The sequence below is a fragment of the Flagellimonas amoyensis genome (assembly GCF_003058265.1).
Lineage (GTDB): Bacteria > Bacteroidota > Bacteroidia > Flavobacteriales > Flavobacteriaceae > Flagellimonas > Flagellimonas amoyensis.
This window is the reverse complement of sequence record NZ_QBUK01000005.1, coordinates 300218-325463: the sequence shown is the minus strand read 5'-3', so window position 1 is coordinate 325463 and position 25246 is coordinate 300218. Positions and strand designations below refer to the sequence as shown.

General features: G+C 46.6%; 18 protein-coding genes. 2 read left to right on the top strand and 16 right to left on the bottom strand.

Annotation, left to right across the window (positions count from 1 at the left end; all coding sequences use genetic code 11):
* The 11 genes from DB398_RS09360 to DB398_RS09310 form a co-directional block, all read right to left on the bottom strand.
* On the bottom strand, positions 1-575 hold a 575-nt coding region (locus tag DB398_RS09360), incomplete at its 3' end, for a 3-keto-disaccharide hydrolase (protein WP_234416170.1).
* A gap of 57 nt (positions 576-632) precedes the next feature.
* Entirely contained in the window at positions 633-2231 is a 1599-nt protein-coding gene (locus tag DB398_RS09355; protein WP_199913376.1) for a PQQ-dependent sugar dehydrogenase, read from the bottom strand.
* Between the two features lie 28 nt (positions 2232-2259).
* Positions 2260-3258, bottom strand: coding sequence for a Gfo/Idh/MocA family protein (locus DB398_RS09350; RefSeq protein ID WP_108424123.1), 999 nt, complete (start codon positions 3256-3258; stop codon positions 2260-2262).
* 23 nt (positions 3259-3281) lie between these two features.
* A complete protein-coding gene (locus tag DB398_RS09345; RefSeq protein WP_108424122.1) occupies positions 3282-4349 on the bottom strand; it encodes a dihydrodipicolinate synthase family protein in 1068 nt (355 codons plus the stop codon).
* Between the two features lie 64 nt (positions 4350-4413).
* Positions 4414-5451 (bottom strand): NAD-dependent epimerase/dehydratase family protein, encoded by a 1038-nt coding sequence (locus DB398_RS09340; protein WP_199913375.1) that lies wholly within the window; start codon positions 5449-5451, stop codon positions 4414-4416.
* 3 nt (positions 5452-5454) lie between these two features.
* Entirely contained in the window at positions 5455-6570 is a 1116-nt protein-coding gene (locus DB398_RS09335) for a M20 family metallopeptidase (protein WP_108424121.1), read from the bottom strand.
* Positions 6571-6574: 4 nt separating this feature from the next.
* Positions 6575-8140 carry an SLC5 family protein gene (locus tag DB398_RS09330; RefSeq protein ID WP_108424120.1) on the bottom strand — a complete coding sequence of 522 codons (1566 nt, stop codon included), beginning with the start codon at positions 8138-8140 and terminating at the stop codon, positions 6575-6577.
* A complete protein-coding gene (locus tag DB398_RS09325; protein WP_108424140.1) occupies positions 8137-9510 on the bottom strand; it encodes a hypothetical protein in 1374 nt (457 codons plus the stop codon). The genes DB398_RS09330 and DB398_RS09325 overlap by 4 nt, the downstream gene beginning before the upstream one ends.
* Before the next feature lie 17 nt (positions 9511-9527).
* Positions 9528-10304: an SDR family NAD(P)-dependent oxidoreductase gene (locus DB398_RS09320; protein ID WP_108424119.1), complete on the bottom strand. Its 777-nt coding sequence runs from the start codon at positions 10302-10304 to the stop codon at positions 9528-9530.
* Positions 10305-10319: 15 nt separating this feature from the next.
* Entirely contained in the window at positions 10320-11498 is a 1179-nt protein-coding gene (dgoD, locus tag DB398_RS09315) for a galactonate dehydratase (protein WP_108424139.1), read from the bottom strand.
* Positions 11499-11508: 10 nt separating this feature from the next.
* The gene (locus DB398_RS09310) at positions 11509-12828 is read right to left on the bottom strand and encodes an aspartate aminotransferase family protein (protein WP_108424138.1); all 1320 of its coding nucleotides are present in this window, start codon (positions 12826-12828) and stop codon (positions 11509-11511) included.
* 192 nt (positions 12829-13020) lie between these two features.
* Between DB398_RS09310 and DB398_RS09305 the strand changes: the two genes are divergently transcribed.
* A complete protein-coding gene (locus tag DB398_RS09305) occupies positions 13021-13818 on the top strand; it encodes an SMP-30/gluconolactonase/LRE family protein (RefSeq protein WP_199913374.1) in 798 nt (265 codons plus the stop codon).
* 39 nt (positions 13819-13857) lie between these two features.
* Here the strand turns inward: DB398_RS09305 and DB398_RS09300 are convergent, their stop codons facing one another.
* From DB398_RS09300 to DB398_RS09285, 4 genes are all read right to left on the bottom strand, one after another.
* Positions 13858-14493, bottom strand: a complete 636-nt coding sequence (locus DB398_RS09300) for a GntR family transcriptional regulator (RefSeq protein WP_108424117.1) — start codon at positions 14491-14493, stop codon at positions 13858-13860.
* Between the two features lie 109 nt (positions 14494-14602).
* Entirely contained in the window at positions 14603-17353 is a 2751-nt protein-coding gene (locus tag DB398_RS09295) for a hypothetical protein (RefSeq protein WP_159076383.1), read from the bottom strand.
* Positions 17354-17418: 65 nt separating this feature from the next.
* Positions 17419-19032: a RagB/SusD family nutrient uptake outer membrane protein gene (locus DB398_RS09290; RefSeq protein ID WP_108424115.1), complete on the bottom strand. Its 1614-nt coding sequence runs from the start codon at positions 19030-19032 to the stop codon at positions 17419-17421.
* Positions 19033-19042: 10 nt separating this feature from the next.
* Positions 19043-22051, bottom strand: coding sequence for a SusC/RagA family TonB-linked outer membrane protein (locus DB398_RS09285; protein ID WP_159076382.1), 3009 nt, complete (start codon positions 22049-22051; stop codon positions 19043-19045).
* A 602-nt stretch (positions 22052-22653) separates the two neighbouring features.
* On the opposite strand from DB398_RS09285, the gene DB398_RS09280 reads away from it, so the two are divergent.
* Entirely contained in the window at positions 22654-23877 is a 1224-nt protein-coding gene (locus DB398_RS09280) for an Nramp family divalent metal transporter (protein ID WP_108424113.1), read from the top strand.
* A 39-nt stretch (positions 23878-23916) separates the two neighbouring features.
* On the opposite strand, the gene DB398_RS09275 is transcribed toward DB398_RS09280, so the two are convergent.
* Positions 23917-24741 (bottom strand): alpha/beta hydrolase, encoded by an 825-nt coding sequence (locus DB398_RS09275; RefSeq protein WP_108424112.1) that lies wholly within the window; start codon positions 24739-24741, stop codon positions 23917-23919.
* Positions 24742-25246: the final 505 nt, after the last annotated feature.

Genomic DNA, 25246 nt, shown 5'->3' with positions numbered 1-25246 from the left:
GGGTTCAATTGTTTCTGTGATTCGTCCGCCACGTGCATGGCATAGTCGGCACCGGTCCTCTGCCAGTCCTGGAGCAGTTCGGGGTGCTCGGCACCAAATTGCGAGTTGTACCCGGTAAGGTCGTGTATCCTGGCATAGTTCTCGTCGTCGATCAACTGGTATTCCGGGGCCACCACGGGCGGGCCGTCATAGCCCTCCTTCACGTGGTAGAAGATGCCGCTGTTGCCCCCCTCGGGGATCTTCCACTCCAGATAGAGCTCGAAATTGTCGAACTCCTGCGCGCCGTAGATGATGTCCTTTCCACCGCTGTAGTCCTGTTCCATGCCCAGTTCGGTGTCAAAGGTCAGGGTGCTGTCCTTGATGGTCCACCCGGGGGGAAGGGAATCCATGTTGTACCCTCTCCAGCCCTCAAGGCTGTTGCCATCGAAGAGATAGGTCCATTCGGATTTTTTCTCTTCAGGTTGGGGAGTCGATGTTCCGTCCGTTGGTTTCGTTTGGTTTTTGCAAGCGATGAACAATGCCATCCCTCCTAAAAGTGTGAAGACACTGAGCAATTTTCTTTGATTGGTTCTCATTTATGAATTTGAATTATGATTGTATAAAATTTTAGATTTTATCACGTTCCCTTTCTGTTATTTTTCAGCATACACTGTCCTTACTTTCAATACCTCATCAGCAGTGATTTTTCCTTCTTCCTCCGCAAATTCACCTTTGATGAACGTCAGGATGTCGGCGATATCCCCATCTGATAAAAAGGCAAATGATGGCATCGCTTCCCCATATCCATCCGTAGCACCATTGGCCGACCTTGCGGATCCTCCCAGCGTAAATCGGATCAATCCCTCATTCGTACCATTCACGATATCTGAGCCTATCAGTGGTGGAAAGGAATTTTCGACCCCTTGACCATCGGTTTTGTGACAAGCTGCACAATACATATTGTAGCTTTTTTTGCCTGATGTATCCCCCATTTTCACTTCTTCACCGCTTTCCTTTCCTTTGGAAACCTGTTTGAGCAATGCCGCATTGGAAGTATCCCCAACTTTGAAGATGCGGATGATCCTATCGTCCGTTTCTTTTGGAAAGCCCTCTTTAGGGTTCCAATCCTGATTGCTCGTAGAGATGTAAACGTCTCCCTTGGGGGAAACGCAAAGATCCCTGATCCTTCCCAATATCGTATCAAACAAAATGGTTTCAGATAGTATGGAGTCCCCTGTAGCATTCAGTCCCAACACCCGAAGATCACTCTCTTTCAAGGTAACGAGCAGCAATGCATTGTTCCATTCGGGAATGGATCTTGAAGCGTAATAATCGATTCCTGCCGGGGCTATGGTCGGGGTCCAGGCTTTCATGGGTTCCACTACAGCGGAATCTTTGCAGAAGGATGGGTTTCCTGTGGCATCATTGCAATATCCACTGACATTCGGCCATCCATAATTACGGCCCTTTTGCATGAGGTTTACCTCGTCATCCGTGGCATCCCCATGTTCAGAGGTATACAAGAGTCCATTGACGCCGTAGGCCATTCCCTGGACATTGCGCTGTCCCCATGACCACACAGGACTGTTGGGAAAGGGATTGTCTTCGGGAATGGAACCATCCAAGTTGAAGCGCAATATCTTTCCGTTCAACGATTTCACATTCTGGGCATTGTCCACATCCGGTCCAATGTCGCCCGTGGCCCACATCAGTTTTTTATCTGGGGAAATGGTCAACCGCGTGCCATTATGTGCAGTATGTCCAGGAATTTCCAATAACATTTCAGGATTGATCAGTGTATCATTGGCATATTCATATCGCATCAATCTTGAAGTGATTTTTTCTTCTTTTTTGGTGGTGTAGTTCAAAAAGACATAAGGTGATTCCCCAAAGTCGGGGTGAATCGCCAATCCTAATAATCCAGTGGTCCTTTTCCTGAACACATCCTGTATCTCCAACAAAACATGGACTTGCCCAGTGTTCGGGTCCAAACGGCTCACACGTCCACCCTGTTCGGTGAACCAAATGTTATCATCAGGTCCCCATGTAATCTCCCAAGGTACATCTAGATTTTCAGCTACCGTACTTCTACCGATAACGGTCGAGTCAAGGGCAATCCACTCTTCTATCGGGTTGCCCGAAGCATCGTGGAAGATGTCCGCCGTTTCGCTCTGCTTTTTATCCGTTTTGCATCCCATAATGAGTAGACTCCCTAGGAGATACAGCAGTTGTTTTTGATATTTTTTCTTCATTTCTTCCAATTGGTTTTCCCCATAATTTTCAATACACACGCTCCAAAGGAATCTGTTTGCCCCCTAGCCTTTTGCTATCATGGGCAGCCTGCATAAAGGCATATATTTCCATGGTTTCCCGTAATGATACCGGTGCGATCCCTGTTTCAAAAAACGCAATGATTTTCACCAATAAAGGAGCGTATCCCTTGTACTCCCCTATCAAGGCATTTCCACTTTCACCAAGGGCCATGCCCCCAAAACCTATATCTCTTTGTCGCTCTCCCCGAAAGGTTCCCAATCTCCCATCCTTCCAGACTCCTGTTACCACTTCGGTAGCATCCGAAGAAATACAACTAACTGCAACACATCCTGTTCCCATTAGGGTATACAGCAATTCAACTCCGTGTATCCCGTACCAGAACAGGTCAGGGTGTGAAGGTTCTGTGTTCGCCGGTCCATAGGTGTTGGCCCCCATCACCTTTCCCACTACCTTTCCTTCTGCGATTTCCGTAGCCTTGTCTGTGTACCGCAAGGATGATGTAGAAAAAATGGGTGTCCCATACTTTTCCGACAACTCCACAATGGCCTTGATATCGGCCATGGAAGCAGCGAAAGGGGTGTCCATGAACACCGGTTTTCCGTACTTCAGAATCTTTTTGGCCTGTTTCAGGCGGAGGTTGCCATCATGCGTCTCCAGAAGCACCACATCCACTTGGTCCATAACCTCATCAATACTTTTGGCGATATGGACCCCCATTGCAGCGACTTCTTCCGTAAATTTTGGGATACGATCACGACTGGACTCAATGTCCTTGCTTCCCCAAGGATAGGCCGCGACCACCCTATAGCCCATTAAATCCGGGTTGGGTTCATCAGCGTTGAGCATTTTGGTGAACGCTGGGGCATGGGAGGTATCCAAACCGATAATCCCCACTCTTTTCCCCTTGCCCATCATGCTGAACAGGGGCGAACCGGCCACCTCGGTCAGACCAAGGCCCAGACCTGCCAATAATGTTGTGCCCACAAAATTTCTTCTCGTTCCCATTTTTCAATCAAAAGATGGCAGGTTTATGAAAGCCACTTCTCCAGGTTTTCTTTGACGAATGCATCATCGTTCAAATGTGGATAGGCCGCATAGATCCTATCTATTTCTTCCATCTGTCCCTCGGATAGGACTTCGTTTTCATTCAAGGTCCAAACACCCTCCAATAGCCCTTGCCGCCTGAGGACTTCATGGATTCCGGGTATACATCCCTCAAAAGCATTGGCCGCGTCAAAAAAGGCCGCATTGCTGTCCGTGATCTCAATGGCCTTGGTGAGCATTCCTTTTGTCTCATGTTCAAATTGTCCATTGTGCACCTGATGGAGCAAATCGACCGCGGATCTGGTCCAAACGGCCCAATGGCCCAACAGGCCTCCCACAATGCGTTTTTTTATGGTTTTTCCTTCTGTTTTTATCTTGAACTCCGACAGAAGATCCACCAAAATGTTATCGTCATTTCCGGTATACAGTGCTATTTCATCGGCCCTTCCCGACTCCACTACGCCCCGTACCACGTCCAATGTCTGGTAACGGTTGAAGGGGGCCATCTTTATGGCAATGACATTGGGAATACTTGCAAAGCCCTTCCAAAATTCCACGTCCAGCTTTCTACCTCCCACGGCTGGTTGAAGGTAAAAGCCCACCAACGGAATCACTTTGGCAACCGTTCTGCAGTGTTCAAGGATTTCTTGGTTGGATGCGCCCTTGAATGCTGCAACACTGATCAATGCCGCATGGTACCCCAAACGAATTGCGGTCTGGGCTTCGGCAATGGCCTGTTCAGTCCTTCCAATAATACCGGCAATTCTTATGATCGGCCTATCGTTCCGTTTGGAATATCGGTCAAATTCCTCCCTAGCGATATCCAGTACGGTGCCGTAAAGGTTGTGTTCCGGCAAACGGATTTCAAACTGGGTGGAATGCACCCCAACGGCCACACCTCCTGCCCCGGCATCCAGATAATATCGCATCAGGGCCCTTTGCCGGTTCTCATCCAATTTTCGATCCTTTGTCAAGGCCAGCGGTAATGCTGGAATCACCATTCCTTTTTGAAATTCCTCCAGAATAGTATAGGGTATCTCGGTATAATCCATCTCAGTCGGTTAAAATTGATCTATCTATTTTTTACCAGCATCTTGTACAGTGCTGGCCCTGTTTTTAATACTTTCCGTCCCTTACCTCAAAATGGGTGGGCTTGTCCAAGGTCCTTTTCTCCATCTTCATCCAATTGGCCGTCCATTCGATGACTTTTTCGATACCTATCTCAGGTTCGCCAAAAAGCTCGAACGACTTGGTCGCATTGTTCAAAAGAGCGGTATCCGATTCCACGCCCGTAAATTGGGGGGAGATTCCAAAATGTTTTCCAAACTCCTCCGCCACAGTACGGACGGACAAGGTTTCTTCGCCCGTGATGTTGATAATGTTGGCAGGAACAGATGTGTGTTCAAGGGAACGCAGCACCATTGCATTGGCATCTCCCTGCCATATGGCATTGAAATAGCCCATTTCCAAGTCCACTGGCTCGTTGTTCTTTACCTTGGTGGCCACATCCACCAAAACTCCGTAACGGGGTTCCACTGCATAATTCAATCGAATCAATGCGGTTGGTGTATTGTTCTTGCTACTGCCGTATTCGAACATCCGCTCGCGCCCAAGGCATGACTGCGCATATTCCCCCACGGCAATGGGCCTGTCCGTTTCTTTGGACCCGCCGGATGCAATGGGGACCATGGGATATACACAACCTGTGGAATAGGCCACAATCTTGGAATTTTGGAACCGTTTGGCAACCATTCCGGGCAAAAGGGCATTCATGGCCCAGGTCATGGACAAATTGGTCTCGGACCCAAACTTCATCCCTGCCAAAAAGAACACATTCTTGGCTTCGGGCAGGCTGTTGAGAAAATCCTCATCGAGCAGGTCGCCCTTTATGGTCTCAATCCCCAAGGATTCAATATAGGACTGTTCATTGGGGTCACTAAACCGGGAAACACCGATGATCCTCTTTGTCACACCGGCCATCTCACAGGCACGTTTGGCCATGTGCGCCAACGAGGGACCTATTTTTCCACCAATGCCCAAGAAAATGATGTCGCCTTCCAATTGTTTGAACATTTCCACAGTGGGAACATCTGGTTGTGATAGGAGTATTTCCAAGGTTGATTCATCCAACATGCTATCTTTTTCCATCTTCATCTTTCAGGTATTACATATGATTTTTTTATAAATGTCCACGGCCTGTTCCAGTTTTGAAACTTCGCAGTATTCATCGATCTTGTGTGCCATTTGAGGCTCTCCGGGGCCAATGATCACCGTAGGTATGCCCCCATATGCCCTTTGCAGGACAGAACCGTCGGTGAGATAGGGCATTGTTTTGGGTGCTTTTCTTTCAGCATCAGAAGTACCACAAGCATCATAAACTCCATGTATGAATGCGGTATCGGGATCATTTGCAACTGCCGGAAGATTGACCAGCACCTCCACATCGATATCATTTCCCAATTCCTTTTTGATCTGCTCAAGCACTTCGTTGTTACGCAAGTTTGAAGTGATCCTGGCATCAATGGTGAACCCGGCACGATCGGGCACGGAGTTGATGTTCAATCCGCCCGAAACCTTGCCCACATTGATGGTGGAATATCCCAGTAGCGGGTCTTCCTGTTGCCGGAAATCAAACTGCTCCATTCTTACAATGGCCCTGGCCACTTTGTATATGGCATTATCGCCCAATTGGGGCATGGAGGAATGCGCCGTTATGCCTGTAGCTTCCAGATTCAGGTAAAGTGCCCCTTTATGGCCAATGGCCGGTATATTTCCCGTGGGTTCCCCAACAATGATTCCCCTTGCCTGCCCCAATCCCGTATATGTTTTTACCAGATCCATGGCCCCTTGGCATCCCAATTCTTCTCCCGCGGTGAGCACCAAACGTATGCCACCGGACGGAGTTCCTTCTTCGAAGGCTTCAATGGCCGCAATGGTCATCGCCGCAACCGCTCCTTTCATATCGGTAGTGCCACGTCCATAGATTTTGCCATCTTTGATCTCACCGGCAAAAGGATCCATGGTCCATTTTTGGTTACCCAAGGGCACCGTATCGAAATGTCCCGTAAAAACGATGGGCAACTGCTTTTCATCAAGTCCTCGTTCGGCTATGACATGGAGCCGATCGGGCCCAAAGGGAACATACTCGACCTTGAAACCATTCTCGGCCAATAGCTTCCCGACCATCAAGGCCAAGGAGGCTTCGTTCCCCGGCGGGTTGATCGTATCCTGGGCCACCAATGCCCTTGTCAATCCTATAACATCGTTCTTCATGCCGCTAAAAATATCTTACGTAGAAATACAGGACTATGATGGTGATGAGCAACCACCAATAAAAAGGATTCCTAACTCCTTTGTAGAGTGATCTTTCCTTTTCAGGCAGCTTTAAACTTTCTTTGTTCCATATCAGTCCATGAAGCTCTGCATCGGTCTTTGGCTTTGTGAGCAAACTCACGACAAAACAGGCCAACATACAGGTCCAGAACACAATGCCGGTCCGATTAAAAAAGGGCATGTTCGGCAGAAGGAATTCAATCAACAGGGACAAGGGTATGGTGATGATCCCTGCCACCAAGGCGCCCGAAGCGGTTGTCCTTTTCCAAAAAACGCCCATCAGGAACATGGTTGCTATCCCCGGTGTGAAGAGCCCGTAAAGGTTCATCAAATACAGGAACACTGGTTTGTCCGAATAACTGATCAAAAGAATGGAACTGACTATTCCCAACATAATGATCACGATTCCAGACTTTTTGCCAAAGCGGATGGCCTGGGAGTCGGATGCATTTTTATTGAAATATTCCATGTAAATATCCACCGTAAGAATCGTGGTGCACGAATTGATGGCCCCAGAAATGTGGGACATGATCGCCGATATGAGACCGGCCATGACCAAGCCGACCAAACCTGTGGGAAGCAATTTTTCCACCAAGGTGGCAAACAAAAGGTCCGGTTTGTCCAAATCCGGAAGGAACAGTGGGGCGACCAGGGCCGGCACCGTTATGATCAAGGGGACCAAAAATTTAAGGTAATTCCCAAAAATGACCCCCATCCTGCCATGCCATTCATTTTTGGCCGCCAAAATACGCTGCACAATGAATTGGTTGGTGGCACAATAGAACACACTGATGCAAAGCAGTCCCCCCAGGTACATGGTCCATGGGAAATCAGGATCGTCCGCCGGATAGATCATCTTCCAGTTCTGGGCTGAGTCAATGACCGTTTGGATACCTCCGGCTTCCTTTACCGTGGCAAATGTAAGGATGATACCGCCCGTTACCAGAACGACCAATTGGACCATTTCCGTCCACACCACTGCCCGTAGACCACCGATGATGGTATAAATTCCAGTCAATATCGCCAATGAGAGAATGCTGTACAGTATGGGAATATCGAACAAGGCGTACAAAGAAAGTGCCCCCAAAAAGAGCACTGCACCGATTTCCACAAAGATGTAGGTAAAAAGAATCAGTATAGCATAGACCGCTCTGGTCAGGTTTCCATACCGGACCTGTAAATATTCAGGAATGGTATAGAACCCATTGCGAAGGTAATACGGCAAGAACACCCACAAAAGGGCATTGAACCCCAAAAGAATGGCCGCCCACTCCAAGGTTATTGCCACAAAACCCCTACTATAGGCCACACCCATTGCCCCGACCAAATGGTGACTGCTGATATTGGCCGCAATGATGCTGCCACCGATCATCCACCAAGGCAATTTGTCCCCTGCCAGAAAGTAACCCTTCTTTGTCTTGCTATTGAAGCGGGAAGCATAAAGTCCCAAGACCAATATGGCCAATATATAAATAGCAAATATGGTGATGTCTATGGTTCCCAGCTTCATAAGTTCAGTGTTTGGATGGCTTCAGTTATTCGATCAATCATTTTCTCAAGACTGCCTTTGGCATAGGGAGTCTGCCATACGGCATACATATCCTTGTCATAGAGATCTGAAGGTGGGAGGTAACCGACATAGCCGTTGGCTATGTTTATAAATACAATGTTGTTGTCCGGAAAAGCAGAACGCAATTGTTCCTGTATCACGGAATAGGTTTCATTGGCCTGCGCAATCACGATAGCGTTGCCAAGTTGCCATATCCAAACAGGAACTTTTTCCGTCTTTTTCTCACCGATGGCCCTTCTTGTATTGATCTTCCGCCAAAGTCTGTCTTTGAGCACCCGATCTTCACATTTTTCATACGCTTCCAGCAGTTCATCCTCGGAGGGTAGTTCTTTGTAGTCCATCTCAACATGGATGATCTGAGCACCCATTTGATGGTTCGGAGCCTTTGCCACTGGTTTCCATAGGGCAAGTGGGGCTCCGGAAATCAAGGCCTCTTTAAATTCAAGACCCATATTGTTCTGCGGAATGGACTCCAAAGTGGCTATGGTGGCGTGGCCTAAACGGCGTCCATGACCATCGACAATGGTAGGATCGGCCACATATTGTTCCTTGGGCGCCAAATCTCCGGATGCTCCCTGAAAAAACAAACAGGGACATCCCGAATAGGTTTCCACCACCTCCCGTAGGGAACCAATGTAATCCGGGGACAGCATTTTATTTTCATGGGCAAAGGTGGTCGGGTGGCAGGCATAGTTCACCAAAGTCGCCAATTGTTTCCCTTTTTCATCCCGCACGGCCCCCACCAGCAAAGTATCATCTGCCTTTTGGGTAGGATCATAGCCAATAAGATAGGTTCCGTCCACATAAAAATCCCTTTTGGTGGCCAAATCGCAGCTGCCGTACCCCCATGTAAGCGTTCCCTTTTGCATTATGCGCCTTCCCTCTTCATACAAGCTGACCGCTGTCTCGGCCAAAAACTTGAGATAGGGTGCTATCTGGTCACCTCCCGGTTTATCCTTATCGGCCGAACAAATACTGGGACCTGCATGTGTATGCGACAAACAGAAAAGCACCTGCTCTTCCTTTAGATTCGTTTTTGTTAGAATGTAGTTCCTTAGGTTCAGTTCGTCCGAGTTGTTCTTCCACCAGCCAAGGTCCGCCGTAAACCAAACCAAGATGTCATCGGTGATGGACTGCATCAAAAAACATTGCATCCACAAGGGCCTATGTATGGCTTCCGCCCGGTCATGGGCCGAAGCGCCCCAGTTGCGGGCATATATGGACAATGGTGGTGTGATATCGGCAGCGACCACTGAAAAACTACCGGAGAAGGTACTGTTGGGGTTTATTTGGTTTTTGTTGGGGGTCATTACTGCGGTTTGATTCGTCATTTAGTCCTTAGGAGTGAGAGACCTCCGTCCATGAGCAGGGTGCTCCCGGTCGTGTGCCGGTTGGATGGATCACACAGCCACAAAACCTGTTTGGCCACTTCATCTGCTTCGATCAGCTTGCCCACAGGGACACGGTTCCTAGCTTCGTTAGCCGAGGCCGGATCTTTGTCCCATACCTCTTTGCTCAATCCGGCATTGACATATCCCGGGGCAATTTCATTCACCCGAATCCCTTTTTCGGCATAACTCAAGGCCATCGTCTTGCACAACATCCTCAAGGCTGCCTTGGAAACGGAATAGGCCGGGATATTGATATGGGCCGCATGGGCCGCCCAACTTCCCAAAAACACGATATTGCCGGCCACTTTTTTCTTCACAAAGGACCTACACGCTGCATTGGCCATAAAAAAAGACCCGTTCAGGTTCACCTGAATCTCGCGCTCCCATTCTTTGGCCGTAATCTCCTGTACATCTTTCAATGTAACAGTTGCGGCATTCACAATAGCGATATCCACCTGACCCCATTGATTCTCAATATCTTCGATCCATCCTTCAACTTCATCCGCATTCGAGACATCTACCTGATCGTAACGGTACGCCACTCCCAGATTGTCCATCGGGGACAGTTTCGCGGCTGCGGTTGTTGGGTCAAGGATGTCCGATATTCCGATCTTTGCTCCCATCTTTCCAAATTCCATTGCCACTGCTTGACCGATGTCACCCATCCCGCCGGATATCAATACGACCTTGTCTTTAAAACTATTGCTTTCCATGCCCTTATCTTATTGCTACCAATCCCCTACGCTACCATCTTTATAAAAGGTCCGTTGCAGTACTTCCTGCTGAAATGGATGCTTCTTGATTTCTTCTTCATTGATCTCGATTCCCAGTCCAGGGCGTTGGTTCGGAAGCACTATTCTTCCCTCCTTCTTCACCTCAAAACCTTCGGAAACTACCTCTTGTCTCCACTCCACATCATTATGCACACTTTCACAAATGATATATGAGGGTGTGGCGAATCCCAACTCCAAGGACGCTGCAGTACTTACAGGGCCTTGCGGATTATGGGGTGCCATGGATACTTTATAGGCCTCTGCCAATGCTCCGATTCGGCGTGCCTCCGAAAGACCACCACAGTGTGTGATATCAGGTTGAAGGACGCTCACGGCCCTTTTTTCCAGCATTTCCCGGAATGCATGCACTCCCACCAAGCGTTCTCCCGAAGCTATGGGCGTTGTAACCGAACGTTGAATCAGTGCAATATCATCCATGGTCTCCGGCCAACAGGGCTCTTCAAAAAAGTACAGTCCGTAAGGCTCCAGTGCCTTGGCGAACATAAGACCCATACGAGGGGTTGGCCTTGCATGGCAATCCACCATGATATCAATATCGTCACCCACGGCTTCTCGCATGGCGCGCACACATGACTCTGCGGATTTTATTGGTTTTAGCCCTTCCAAGGACATTGTCTCGGGGACAGCCATGGACTTGAAAGCGGTAAAGCCTTCTTCCACGGCCTGCTGGGCCAGTTCGGCAAAGCGCTTGGCGTTGTCGGGCGCAGTCTCATAAAAATCTTCCATTTTTCCACCTCCAAGATGGCAATACAGACGGACATAATCCCGTACGCGACCTCCCCATAGTTCATGGCAAGGCACATTGTGGATCTTGCCCAGGATATCCCATAGCGCAATATCTATTCCACTGATGGCCGTTCCCCTTACAATACCGTTTCCATGCCAAAAATGCTGGCGGTACATCATCTGCCAAAGGTGCTCTATTCGTCTGGGATCTTCACCCACTAAAAGTTGGGAGATGTCCTCAATGGCCCCTACCACACCTTTGGTGTGCCATTCCAACGTAGCTTCTCCCCAACCCCAAAGTCCGGGTTGATCGGTGACCACTTTCACAAAGATCCAGTTCCGCATCCGTGCATTGCACACATGAGCTTCTATCGCCGTAATTTTCATTTCCGCAAATTTATAGTTGACCAACCACCTTTTTCACATTATCCAAGGTCACTTCAATGTCCTCTTCCGAATGTGCAAAAGATATACTGTTCTGTTTGATTGCCACAGGGAAATTAAATATACCGTTTTCAATCAATTTTTTGCGGTATTCGGTGTCGTATTGAAAATCATGGTTGTTCAAAATATCGTGAAAATCAACCGGGGCATGGTCCATAAAGTATGCACAAAAAGCGGACCCTTGCCTTGCAATGTGATGGGTGATTCCCTTTGCCGTGAAAATATCCTTCAATCCATCTTCCATCAATTTCCCCAATCGCTCCACATGTCCATACACGTCCACGACAGGGTCGGCGAGCTTTTTCAATGTAGCGATTGCCGCTGCAGTGGTCAATGGAAAGGCATTAAAGGTTCCGGCGATCAAGACCCTTTTGCTCTTCTCTGGATGGATGAAATAATCCATATATTCCTTTTTCCCCGCAATCACACCAAAGGGATAACCATTGGCAACAGCTTTTCCAAAGGTGGAAAGATCGGGCTGGACGCCACAAATGGACTGATAACCGCCCAAGGCATGCCTGAAACCTGTCTTCACCTCGTCAAATACAAGCAAAAATCCGTGCTCGTCGGCAAGTTTGCGCAGACCTTCCAAATATCCTGGTTCAGGTTTTACAATACCGATATTTTGTAGAACAGGCTCCAACAACACACAGGCAACTTCGTAACGTTTAAGGACATACGCTATGGATTCCAGGTCATTGTAGTTGACCACATGCACCAAAGACTTGTGCAAATCTGGAACACCCGCAGACAAAGAATCAAAGGGGTATTCTCCCGGTGAGACTCGCTCACCAATATCCGCCTTTGCGCTTATCACATTGCAGGCCACATCGTTATGCCATCCATTATATCCTCCTTGCATCACTATGACATGGTCGCGACCTGTTGCGGCTCTTGCTATCCGAATGGCATGGAAAGTCGCCTCAGAACCCGTGTTGGTAATCTGCACCTTGTCCGCATAAGGGACACTTTTACAGAACAATTCGGCAAATTCACCTTCCAAGGTGGTTGGCCCGGCACCCATCAAAATGGAACTGTTGCCCAAGGCCTCCGCCACTGCCAGATTGATATCCGGATCGTTATGCCCCAAAAATGAGGCTGCAAATCCCGCCTGATAATCAATGTATTCTTTTCCGTCCACATCCAACACCCTACTTCCTCTACCGCTCTTAAAACAAATATTGGGATCTGCCTTTCTGTTCAAGGACACCACACCTCCGGGTATCCACTTCTCATTTTCCAATAAAATGTTATTAGATTTTGATCTGATCATATTCTTTGTATTATTATTTTCTAATGTTTTCTGCATGGGTGTGACTCGTAAAGGATGTAAATACCTGTTGAACTTTAATGACATCAAAATACAATGACTACCATTCATCATATTTAATGAATACTAAATTATGTATTTTTTGTATACAATTATAATTAATTTTAATTTATTTTTATGTCTAAACTCTCAGACATGTCCATTTTACTCGAAAATCTCCAGTTCCCGGAAGGACCGGCCTTTGCCCCCAACGGCACCCTATGGTTTGTAGAACAACTAAATGGTAGCTTGAGTGAGTATTCCAGCGGTAAACTGAGACGACATTTTGTGGGCGGGCGCCCCAATGGGATTGCCTTTGACAGCGATGGATTGCTATGGTTCTGTGACTCCCTTCGCAATGAGATACGGACCTATGACCCCATTTCTGATTCCACAAAAACGGTAATCTCACATATAGGAAATGAAAACCTGAACCTTCCGAACGATTTGGCCTTCGATGCAGAGGGAAATCTTTTGTTTACCTGTTCCGGGGAAGAACTCCATAAGGGGGATGGTTATTTTTGCGCTTGGAACCCCACAATGGGATTGACAAAAATAGATTCCGTTCCCTTTTATCCGAACGGCCTTGCCTTTGACCAGGACGGAACCGTGCTATATGTTGCGGAGACCGGAACAAAACACATCTGGAAAGGCAAGTGGGACAGCGGGGCCTTCACTTGGAAAAACCCCGAAATATTCACCAATACTGGTGGCTCCGTAGGGCCTGACGGCATTGCTTTTGACGAGGAAGGTCTACTTTATGTCGCTGTATTTGGTTCCTCCAAAGTTCATGTATACCATCAAAATGGAAATCTGCACAAGGAAATTCAGTTGCCCGGGGCCAATCCCACCAACTGTGCTTTTGATCCCAATGGAAAATTGGGTCTCGTTATCACCGAAGCAGAAAAGGGCCAGTTGCTCAGCTACGCTACAAATTCAAGAGGAATCCTATAAAAGAGGAAGGTCAGAGCCATCAAATTTCACTGCAACAGCTTAAAACTCAATAGACTCTCTTTCCCCACGGTCCAAGTGCTCTATGAGCGTATCGACCGACTGTGAAAAGTCACCCTTTTTTAGGGCCTCTACAATCTTACGATGCTCAATATCAGTCTGTTTGTAATCGTCCATATGGCTCAGCGCATTTCCAAGTTTAAGATGGAACAGGGGAATGTTACTGTTGTTGTATATCTGGTACAAACGCTCATTACCAGTGGATTCTATGATTTTTTCATGGAAGCGGACATCGGCCTCACAGGCTCCGCCAAAATATCCTTTTTCCACCATGGATGTGAAGTCGTCACAAATCAATTCAAGTTCCTTGATAACTTCTTTGTCCCTTTTATTGAACAATATTTTCAAGGCACCGACTTCAATCAATTCGCGCAGTTCGCGTATTTCTTTGATGTCGTCCGGGGTTATTTTTTTGACAAAGCATCCTCCTTTTTCCCCGAATTCGACCAAATGCTCCCCGGCCAACCTCATAAAAGCTTCGCGGATGGCGACCCGGCTTACATCGAGTTTCTTTGCCCATGCACTTTCAACCAACCTCACACCCCCTACGAGCTGATTGGACAATATTTTCTTTCGTATTTCCAAATACGTTTTATATGACAACGAATCTTCCTTCATTTTGTATTCATTTTAACCCAAAAATAGGTATATGAACTTCTTGTTATATTATCTACTCTTTAATTTAAGGATACTTCTCCGTATCTCATCCATACTGCCATCATATGAACTAATTGGCATCCGGCAGAACGGATTCCGAGGCATTGTATGAGCGACCTGGCCCAACAACATATTCTCCTCCCTTGCTCCTGAAACTTACTACATTTTTCCCAAAATCAACCAGAATATTGGCATTCAATCCGCTTTTTTTATCGTATACGTTCCAATATCCTTCTTTGATTCCCGCAAAGATCACCTCCACTTCCTTTCTTTCATCTGGAATCGATACCTTGATGGTTTCCTCCAGCAAGTCCTTTCCTTTGGAAATGTAAACTATTTTATCCGCCAAGCGGACTGAATAATATGTTCCAAACTCCTTGAAATCCACCTGGAGTGGGCTGGCTTCGCCATCCACCATCTGAAAGACGGTCATGAATTTATCATTTTTTCGTTCCTTTTTAGGGGAGTACATGATCCGATAACCGTTGGCTTCGGGCCAGTTGGAATTGACTTCATATTTGGTCCCGAAAACATGGGTCGATTCTTTCCCGCCCAATATCTGAAGCGTGCGATCTTCCGGCTTGGGAACCAACATATCCACATAGGTTTTCCCCACTTTTCCATCCAGCTCACTGCTCAAGACCAACCTATCTTCCACTGCCACCGGGGCATTCAGGGTATTGATCTGCCAGTATTTCTGAAAAGTGGAGTCCTGGACCTGCATATCGTCCGTTAGTATTATGGCCGCGGGTACCTCTTCATGTTCTAGGTTCAAGAACAGGAACCCTCTTGAATAAGACTCCATTTTTGAGGTATATGCCGCCGTTAAATCCATGTTGTAATAGCTAAAGGATGGGACATCTGTATCCTTACCCGTTGCCGAGGAACGCACAAAACCAACATTGAACCACGGATCTGTCTGCGTCTCTTCGGGCGTTTTGGGAAACCTTTGGCTAAAGCGTGTTCCGCCATCGTTGGTCTTGGTCCGGAACAGCAGTTTTTCTTCAGGGTCAACAGCCAGCATCAAACTGTGCGAAATAGATCGCTTGTTAAAATTGAAATCATACGGAGATCCATAGGATAGGTAAAGTCCAAGATCACCTACCTGGATTCCCCGATAATAGATCTGGAGTGCCCCGGCATCGGCGTGCTGGTGGTTACCAAAATGGTATCCCCCTCCTTTGATTTCCGCCACTACATCGTCACTGTCCTTGTTCTGGTCCCACCCGGTCCGGGCGACCATGGACCCCAACACAGGTCCAAAATCCTTGGTCAACGGAAGCTGGCCCAACTCAAAATCCGGTTTTAACTGAGGGTCGTTGAGCAATAGGAACAGGACCGGATTGTTCGGCAATGCCCCTTGCTTGTAGAACTCACCCTTGACCAATGGGTTCCCGGAAAATGCATAGCACAAAAGCATGGTCTGCGGATTGCTCCAGTAAAAGTCATCACTACTGGAATATTTGACACTGAACATATCGCCATCCCTCAACATTTTACCATCGGGCGTGCGCATGTACAACCAATAATCGGTCATGTTCTTGATGTTGTCATCAAAGACAGAGTATCCCAACATTCTATAATATAGCCATACTGCATGCATTTCCCAACCAAAGCGATAGCCGCCATAATCAATCCCTTGGTTATGCCTTGGGGATTGGTATTCAAACTTGCGCATGGGCACCAATTGTTCCAAAATGGTATACGAAACATACTTATAGGGTTCGGGGTCCTCATCATACACAGCCAAACTCCAGGCCAACATATCCCTACAGATCTGGGCCTCGTTTCCGTGCCCGTTGATGATGCTCTCCAGGCCGTAGAACGGGGGCCAACCAATTTCCATGTCACGCACCAAGCGTTTAAAGTCTGTTTGTAAGATGGATTTGGTTTCTTCATCCAACAACGGATAGCACCAATCATAGACCAAGGCCCCTGTATAGAGCGCCCTGCCCACTTCGCGTGTAATGTCGCCATAGGTCACATTGCCGAATTCAAGGACCGAAAGATAGTCCACAAGCAACTGCACAGCTTCCTTACCAACGGTGACATCTTGGGTCATCAGGTAATAAAATGCCTTTTGCTCTATGGCCTGTTCCAATTTTTCATTGTGAAATATTTCGGTATCCAAATCAAAATGGAACGAATAGGGACTCAAGGCCGCATTCTTCACCTTATCCCAAGCCTCTTTGTTTTCCGAGGAAGCCAAACGGCTTTTTACAATGGGCAGGCTCTCCTTGTTCACCCACAGTCTTGGCCGATCCGTGATTGGCTTTATTTTTGGCACATAGACCTGTGCTTCTGGAGGTGCGGTGGGGGCCACATAGGGTTTTATGGTAATGGTGGAAAGGGCCAGGTTGTTTGGCAGCCAAATTTTCAGCTTTTGCCGCTTTTCGGAAATCTCGAATTTCCCCAATTCCTGATGACCTCCTTTGTAGCGATCGAACACGATACGTTTGGTCCGTCTTGAATCTCCCAACTGAAAAAAGGCATTCACCGTCCAGAGACCCGTAGTATCCTTCTTTTTCAAGGATTCCATATGGATCGGATAAGCTTCAGCTTCCAAAACATATATGCCCTTCTTGGACACTTCCAGTTCCACCTCAACATCGGGCCGTACCCTTTTGTCTGGGTCGGCAAGGTGCTTTTTTAGGGCAACACCATAGGTTTCCTCTTCCCCTACGTTCACCTTCTTGGTTTTTGTGGTTTTTTCGTTGATGTCCCCTTTATGCAATGGAAGGACAGAAGAAATGTTCTCCTGTCCTACCGCTTGCAATGTCCACAATATAAAGGCTACTATTAAAATATACTTATTGAACATTTTCTACTTCAAATTAAACTTGCCAAGGCCATAGGCAGCTGTCCAAAAATGGACAGCCTAAATACCTACCAACCTGGGTTCTGCGTCAAGGCCGGATTCACATCAATTTCTGTTTGTGGAATTGGCCATAGATAGTAATGGTCGGGGAAGCCCCTCTGTCTTATATTCACCCCGGTAAACTCGGTCATCCATACCCCATCGACAACGTCTTTGGCGATGCCCCATCTGCGGATATCGGAATAGCGCTGCCCTTCACCGCACAGTTCCACCATACGCTCATGCCTGATCCTCTCCCGCATCTCATCTTGACTCAAGCCAGAAGGCAGATCGGGCAAACCGGCGCGTTCGCGCACAGCATCGACCGCATCATAGATACTCTGGTCGCCAGGGCTCGCTTCGTTCTTTGCCTCTGCATACATCAAAACAACATCGGCCAACCTGATGAGCGGGAAGTTTTGGGGCATATTGTTCTGCAAGGTATATACAGAGCCTGTTTCCACAAATTTCCTCCATGCATAGCTTCCTGCCGTCCAAATGGGAACATAGGCCAAAGGGTCCGATGTATCCACTGGGAACTTATAAAGGTACTCCACTTCGTTTCTACCCACAAATGTGGACCATGGCACCACAATGGCCTGTTGCATACGGGGGTCCCTATTTTCAAAAAGCCTCCGTACCGCTTCTTCATCTTGCCAATCCGCAGGGTCGTTCGGGTCAAAAGTATCCCCTCCGGCGTCCGTAAAGTTTGCAAAATCGAACGGTGTTCCATCGATTATTTCATAGGCGTTGACCAATTTAGGGGTAGGTCTGGTCCGTTGCGAACCAGAGGTAGCGCCCCTGGCATTGCCATAATTTCGGTCTGTGGCCAAACCATATCCTTGCTCGGCTATGTACTGCACATCAAAAATGACCTCATCGTTATTGTTGCCGGCCACTCGGAACAGGCTATGGAAATCGTCAATCAAGGTCCTGTCGCTGTTGTCCATCAGGTATTTGAAATCTTCCGCAGCCTCTTCATACTGTTCTGCCCAAAGATGTGCCTTACCGCGCATGGCCAATGCCGCCCACTTTGTAGCGCGACCTTTGTTGGACTGGTCATAGTTCTCGGAAAGCAGCTCAAAAGCATCGGTCATATCACTCACAATAAAGTTGTATACTTCTTCTTCTGTACTCCTTGGCTTATAGGTCTCATCCACGTTCATTGCGGTATCATATAGAGGCACCCCTCCAAAGAAATCCCATAACTTGAAGTAAAAATAGCCCCTAAAGAACTTGGCCTCACCCAAGATGCGATTCTTTGTGGCCTGGTTCATTTCAATATCGGGCACATTTTCCAAAACGGTATTTGCCCGGTAGATGCCTTTGTAAAATATCCCCCAGGAATTGGAGTAAAATGAGGCATTCGAGGGAAAATTACCCGTAGTGAGGCCCGTGGCCCATGACTGATAGGAGATATCGGTAAAGTCATCCATCATGCCATAGATCACTATGCTGTTGGTGAATTCACGGTTGGCGTCATAAAGGGCGTTCACCCCCATGATGGCATCCTGCTCCGATTGCCAGAATCCCCCTTCTGAAAGGCCCACCAACGAATCCCTATCGAGAAAATCATCACTACATGAACCCACAATGAATAGGGAAAGCAATGCCAGTAGTATTCTATTTATCTTATTAATCATCACTTTTCTTTTAAAATGTTAAATTCAGTCCAACTACCCATTGCTTCATCAAAGGATATGAAATACCCGCATTTTCAGGGTTGTATCCATCAAATTTCGTGAACGTAAAGTAGTTCTCGAGGTTGGTATATATCCTTAGCCTATCCACTTTGAACTTGGAGGTCACTTCCTCGGGCAGAACATACCCCAACTGCAACGATTTGATTCGGAAGTACGATGTATCATACAACCAGTAATCACTGTAGGCCGTGTTCAATGCCGATCCCGAGGTATGCAATCTAGGATATACCGTAGAAGGATTTTCTGGTGTCCAACGGTTCAGGATCTCTTTGCGCTGCAAAAAGCCCTCGTTTATATTGAAGGTATTGAAACCATCGTTCCCCCAATACTGCTTGACACCTTCTGCCCCTTGGGCCACCACGTTCAGGTCAAAACCTTTGTACCCAACATTGAAATTGAACCCATAGGTTATTTTGGGCAGGGACGAATAGTCCTTGACCACTCTATCCTGGTCATCGAAGACCATGTCCCCGTTGGTGTCCTTGTACAGCATATCACCAGGCCCAGGTGTACCACCAACATACGAGCCGAAGGTATAACCCTCTGCCAACAATGCATCTATCTCGGATTGATCTTGGATGATCTTATCAAATTCCAAAAGATAAAAGCTGTTGAACGCACTGCCTTCTTCCGTAATGGTGGCCGCGTTTATGGATTGGTCTCCGTTGAACTTGGTCACATTGTTCTTCACCGTGGAGAGGTTACCCGCTATGTTGTAGCTGAAATCCTTACCGATATTCCCTTGATATCCCAATTGGAACTCAAAGCCGGAGTTGTCCATCTCCGCTATGTTCTGCCATGGTGGCGAAAAGTTACCCAATACCAATGGAATTGGGATCTTGGTCAAAATATCGCTGGTTGTTTTATTGTAATATTCCATGGACAAATTCAGTCTTCTGGACAGCAACGATAGGTCCAAACCAACGTTTGTGATGGTCGTGGTCTCCCATTTCAACCTGCTGTTCGCCAATTCAATTGGCGCAACCCCCTGCTGGAGCGAACCACCAAATGGGTAGAGGTAAGATCCATACACTTCCTGGTATGAATAGTCCCCGATCCTGTTGTTCCCAAGTTTTCCCCAAGAACCTCTTATCTTGATCTCGTCAAAAGTATTTTTCAACTTGCTGGCAAATGATTCTTCCAAGATTCTCCAACCTGCCGAGAATGATGGGAAGAATCCCCATCGATTGTCCTCCGCAAATCGGGAGGAACCGTCGTAACGGGCATTGGCCTCGAACAGATATTTCCCTTTGTAGTTATAGTTCAACCTTCCAAAATAGGACCTGAGGGCATCATCGGTTCCTGATCCATTGGCCGATTCAAGATTGGTCCCTGCATCCAGGATATAGATGGAATCGTCCCCCAAAATATCGTTCTTCTTCGCATTGAACCTATCCAAACGGTTGTATTGCTGATCAAAGCCCACCAAGGCGGAAAGACTGTGGGTCCCATTGAAGGTTTCGTTGAAGCGCAAGAGCGAGGTCACCACGGTGGTGTAACTTCTACTGCTCTGATTGAAGAGACTATTGATGCTTGGTTTCTTCTGATATTCAAAATCGGTCTGGAAATTCCAAAGGGAGAATGGCCTAACGTAGATCCAATCCCTATTGTTGGCATAGTTCAATCCAAAGCTGTTTTCCCATTCCAGGTTCTTGAAGATATCAATGATGCCATAGAACTTCAGACCCAACTGCAATTTTTCGTAATTCCCCCTGGCATTGTCCACCAAGGCCCTTGGGTTTGACCCTTCGGGAAGGCCTTGGAACATTTCCCCTCCATATCTTCCGTCCTCATAAACTGGGATTACGCCCGGTGTCGTGTTTCGTATACTTGAGAAAAAGCTCCCTACATCGATAGGTCCTCTATCCGACCATGAACCGAAAACATTTCCGCCGAAAGTGAAGAAGTCCTTCACTTTAGCGTCCGCATTTATACGGAAGTTATATCTGGTATAATCCGACCTATCCAAGATCCCTTCGTTTTTCAAATAACCCAATGAAATGGCAAAGTTGCCTTTTTCACCTCCTCCACGCACGGACAGATTGTGCTCCGTGAGTATGGAGTTTTTCAACATTTCATCATACCAATCCGTATTGGGATACAGTGGATTGCCATTTGCGGATTCGCTTCTCCATTCATCGATGAGGGCAATAGGGTATTTTTCCCTTCCTTCAGATTCGTTGACCAACTCCATATGGGTGGCCATATCCGAAATAAAGTCAATCCGTTTGGCGGCGGACACTTGTCCTGTATACCCACTATAGGTGACCTTGAATTGCTCTCCCTTGCCTCTCTTTGTTGTGACCAAAATAACGCCATTGGCAGCCCTCGACCCATATATGGCCGATGACGATGCGTCTTTGAGCACAGATATGCTTTCCACATCATTGGGGTTGACATCGTTTAGATTTCCTGGGATACCATCAATGACCACCAAAGGTGAGGCATCGTTCATGGTTCCCCTACCCCTTACCAATATATTGAAACCTTCTGCACCCGGAGCGGCCGAAGTTTGCGAAACATTCAAGCCTGAGCTTAAACCTACCAAGGCAGATGAAAGGTTCATATTGGGGCGACTGCTAGTGGATTCGTTGAACACCACTGAATTGACAGCACCGGTAAGGTTCTCTTTCTTTTGGGTACCATACCCTACCACAACAACCTCGTCCAATTCTTTTGGTGCGGGCGCCAACACCACCAAGGCGGAATTCTCGGCCTGGAGCATTTGGTCCATAAAGCCTACCAGACTAAATTGTAGGACATCGCTTTCCTCAGCTGCTATGGAGTAGACCCCATCCGCATTGGAAAGTACGGACTGGCCTGTGGTCAAATTAAATATTTCCACATCCGGAAGCGGATTGCCACTGATGTCCGTGATCCGTCCGGTTATGGTATTCTGTTCATTAAAAGGCAATGCCTCATTTTCGCTTTCCATGGCTTGCAACTTCAATGGGGCCATTACATTGAAGTTGAACACAAGAACAACAAGAAGGACTACCTTTGTTTTGCTCCACATCTTGTTTTCTCTACCTTTAAAGTCTGTTTTCATTAGTTATCATGGTTATAGTTATTTGTTAAACTGAAATTCTCATTCAAATTGATTACGTTTTTTCCTTCATCATACGGAGTAGTTGTTTAATGATTTCCCTTATTTTTCACAAATACCACCTCGTTTTCAAGCATTTGCTGTTTTGCAGCAATCTCAACCAGAATCCTAAAATGTAGAATTCTTCACATGAATTTGAGCTGGCTTTTGTAATTATGTATACTAACATATAAATATTTTGTATACAAAAAAAATAAATCCTTGAATTTAACAAAAAACGGCCTTAAAATAGCCCGAAACAAGGTTTTTATCTTTTAAAAAGTGTCTTCCAGAACTTTTATTTGAAATCTATATCGATAATATAATGTATACATTATTAGTGTTATTCTGTATGATTTTCTACATTTGAAAACAACAACACTTTTCAATTCCCTATATGAAAGTCGGAGTGACCTAATATTTAAATCGAGGCTATAACCCATCCAAAAACAAAAAACCTATCTAACCCACACATCATGTCTACACAGAGAAAATCCCCCAACAGAAATTGGCTGCTCATTTTGGGCCCTGGCATCATCACCGCTGCCCTGGTATTTGGCCCCAGCAAAATGACCATAACATCCAAAATGGGTGCAGATTACAACAACGATCTGCTATGGGTCATTGTAGTGGCCATATTCTTTATGATGGTCTTCACCACCATGGGCGCACGAATAGGGGCCCAAAACAAAGAAACGCTGTTGACGTTGATCAAAAAGAAATTTGGCAAACCCGTTTCCATTTTAATTGGTCTGGGCATATTCTTGGTGGCCATTTCCTTTCAAGCGGGCAACTCTACCGGCGTGGCCATCTCCATAGCGGAGGCATCAGGCTCCGATCCGAAAATATGGATCGTGGTCTTCAATATTATTGGAATACTGCTCTTGTTCTTCAAGTCCTTTTATAAAGTGTTGGAAAAAATAATGATTGCATTGGTCCTATTAATGCTTTTGTCCTTTTTGACCACCGCCATTTTGATACGGCCCAACCTATTGGAGGTATTGAAGGGTCTGGTGCCTAGTGCTCCCGAAGGTTCAATTGGTCTCATCGTTGCTTTTATCGCTTCTTGTTTTTCGCTCGTGGGTGCCTTCTACCAGTCCTATCTTGTACAGGAAAGAAAAAAATTGTCCAAAACCAATGCTGCCGATGGAACAGAAAGACTGAGCAGTCGAGTAGGCATCATTATTTTGGGGGTAATGAGTGCCGCCGTTATGATCTGCGCGGCAAACGTGCTCCATCCCCAAGGCATTAAGGTAACCTCTGCCAGCGATATGGGGAAAGCACTTGAACCCCTCCTTGGGGACTATGCTTCGTTCCTGTTCTTGATCGGCCTGTTTGGAGGGTCGTTTTCCTCACTGATAGGGAATGCCGTATTGGGTGGGTCCCTTCTTGGGGACACGCTTGGGTATAACAGCGACTTGAACCATAAAATGGTAAAGGTGTTCATATCCATTGTCATGATTGCGGGATCCATCATTGCCCTGGTCTTTGGAAGCCTTCCTTTGGAACTGATCGTATTTGCACAGAGCATTACCATATTCTTGGTCCCTTTCATTGGCATCACCATGTACTTGATCGGAAACGACAAGGCCATCATGGGGCAGCATGTCAATTCGCCCATCACAAAAATCTGGGGCGCATTGGGCCTGCTCCTGATCATTGGGCTCGCCATAAGTAATTTCATCAATTTGGTGGGTTGAGCCGTATCTTACATCAAAGATTACTGCACACAGAAGAAATCAATACTTTTCTTGGAACTTCTCGTGGATAAAATCCATCTCAAGCCCAATGGAATACACCCAAAAATCCCAAGCATGTCCCCCCGGGGCCGAAATGTAGGTATGGGGCACCTTCTTTTCCAATAGGATTTGGTGCAGGTCATTGTTCACTCCAAAGAAAAAATCTTCGGAACCGCATGTCATGATGATTTCCAACGAATCCATTGCATGGGATTGGGCCAATTCCACGACACTATGCGATTTCCATCTGTCCGGAAAATCCTCAATAGACCCCAAAAGTTGTGAAATCTCCCAGTTGTCCGGAAAGGGCCTAATGTCAACCCCTCCGCTCATGCTGCCTGCAATGCTATACACATCCTGATGCTTTATGGCCAAGGACAGGGCTCCATGGCCACCCATGCTCAGCCCGGTAATGGCCCGGCCAGACCTATCGGCAAGCGTGCTATAATTTTGATCTACCCAGGAAACAAGTTCTTTGGCAATATAAGTTTCGTACTTGCTTTCCGGTTTCATGGGGCTGTCCAAATACCAACTGGAGTAATTGCCATCTGGGCACACCATGATCACATCATACTGATCGGCATACTGTTTAATTGATGGAGACCGCTTTATCCAATCGGCATAGTTGCCCGAATATCCATGCAACAAGTAAACCACAGGATATTTTTTGTCCGCAGCATAGGAATCGGGGGTTATCACCACTGCCTTTATGGATTTACCCATCGATGGACTATAGGTACTTACGGTATCCACTTTGGAACCATATACATTCAGGCCATAGACCATCAACAAAATATGGAATATGTATTTAACTGTTCTTCTCATTGAACCTAATTAATGTGATCATCTGCATCTTCACTCTTTGGAATCCAAGATAAGTCAAAAATGGAAAAATCGAACCAGAATGAAAAAATGGTTCAATTTGAACCCGATTTGGTACATTTCTTCTGTTTTACACATCCTTTTTAGAGAGAAATTCTGCAATATAGAGATTACATCCTGTAGGTTGGGAATTTCCTTTTTGGAAGGTCCATTTCCATCGACTTTCCAATGGGTATATACTAGCTATGGCAAACCGTTGGCGGCATTTCCAAAATCATTTTTATGATGTTGAAGAGGTGGTCGGGGCCTAAAAATTATGTAGGAAAGATTGGGCACAAAACGTTACAGAAAACTTAAACCCCCAGTAAAATTGGCACTTGCGGTTTATTTTACTATCTTTGCGGTGATGAAAATCAAACTCCACGAGAGAAAAAACTGTAGGATACTTAGTTTTAATTATCTGGTATTTCGAAACCAACCGGATAAATTCATTCCACCTACCCTATAA

Bases quoted from the DNA above. Each gene is read 5' to 3' on its own strand.
- DB398_RS09355 (WP_199913376.1), bottom strand. From the start codon at position 2,231: ATGAAGAAAAAATATCAAAAACAACTGCTGTATCTCCTAGGGAGTCTA.
- DB398_RS09325 (WP_108424140.1), bottom strand. From the start codon at position 9,510: ATGACCCCCAACAAAAACCAAATAAACCCCAACAGTACCTTCTCCGGT.
- DB398_RS09290 (WP_108424115.1), bottom strand. From the start codon at position 19,032: ATGATTAATAAGATAAATAGAATACTACTGGCATTGCTTTCCCTATTC.
- DB398_RS09275 (WP_108424112.1), bottom strand. From the start codon at position 24,741: ATGAGAAGAACAGTTAAATACATATTCCATATTTTGTTGATGGTCTAT.
- DB398_RS09320 (WP_108424119.1), bottom strand. From the start codon at position 10,304: ATGGAAAGCAATAGTTTTAAAGACAAGGTCGTATTGATATCCGGCGGG.
- DB398_RS09310 (WP_108424138.1), bottom strand. From the start codon at position 12,828: ATGATCAGATCAAAATCTAATAACATTTTATTGGAAAATGAGAAGTGG.
- dgoD (WP_108424139.1), bottom strand. From the start codon at position 11,498: ATGAAAATTACGGCGATAGAAGCTCATGTGTGCAATGCACGGATGCGG.
- DB398_RS09295 (WP_159076383.1), bottom strand. From the start codon at position 17,353: ATGTTCAATAAGTATATTTTAATAGTAGCCTTTATATTGTGGACATTG.
- DB398_RS09280 (WP_108424113.1), top strand. From the start codon at position 22,654: ATGTCTACACAGAGAAAATCCCCCAACAGAAATTGGCTGCTCATTTTG.
- DB398_RS09340 (WP_199913375.1), bottom strand. From the start codon at position 5,451: ATGAAGATGGAAAAAGATAGCATGTTGGATGAATCAACCTTGGAAATA.
- DB398_RS09285 (WP_159076382.1), bottom strand. From the start codon at position 22,051: ATGGCCCCATTGAAGTTGCAAGCCATGGAAAGCGAAAATGAGGCATTG.
- DB398_RS09345 (WP_108424122.1), bottom strand. From the start codon at position 4,349: ATGGATTATACCGAGATACCCTATACTATTCTGGAGGAATTTCAAAAA.
- DB398_RS09335 (WP_108424121.1), bottom strand. From the start codon at position 6,570: ATGAAGAACGATGTTATAGGATTGACAAGGGCATTGGTGGCCCAGGAT.
- DB398_RS09305 (WP_199913374.1), top strand. From the start codon at position 13,021: ATGTCCATTTTACTCGAAAATCTCCAGTTCCCGGAAGGACCGGCCTTT.
- DB398_RS09350 (WP_108424123.1), bottom strand. From the start codon at position 3,258: ATGGGAACGAGAAGAAATTTTGTGGGCACAACATTATTGGCAGGTCTG.
- DB398_RS09330 (WP_108424120.1), bottom strand. From the start codon at position 8,140: ATGAAGCTGGGAACCATAGACATCACCATATTTGCTATTTATATATTG.
- DB398_RS09300 (WP_108424117.1), bottom strand. From the start codon at position 14,493: ATGAAGGAAGATTCGTTGTCATATAAAACGTATTTGGAAATACGAAAG.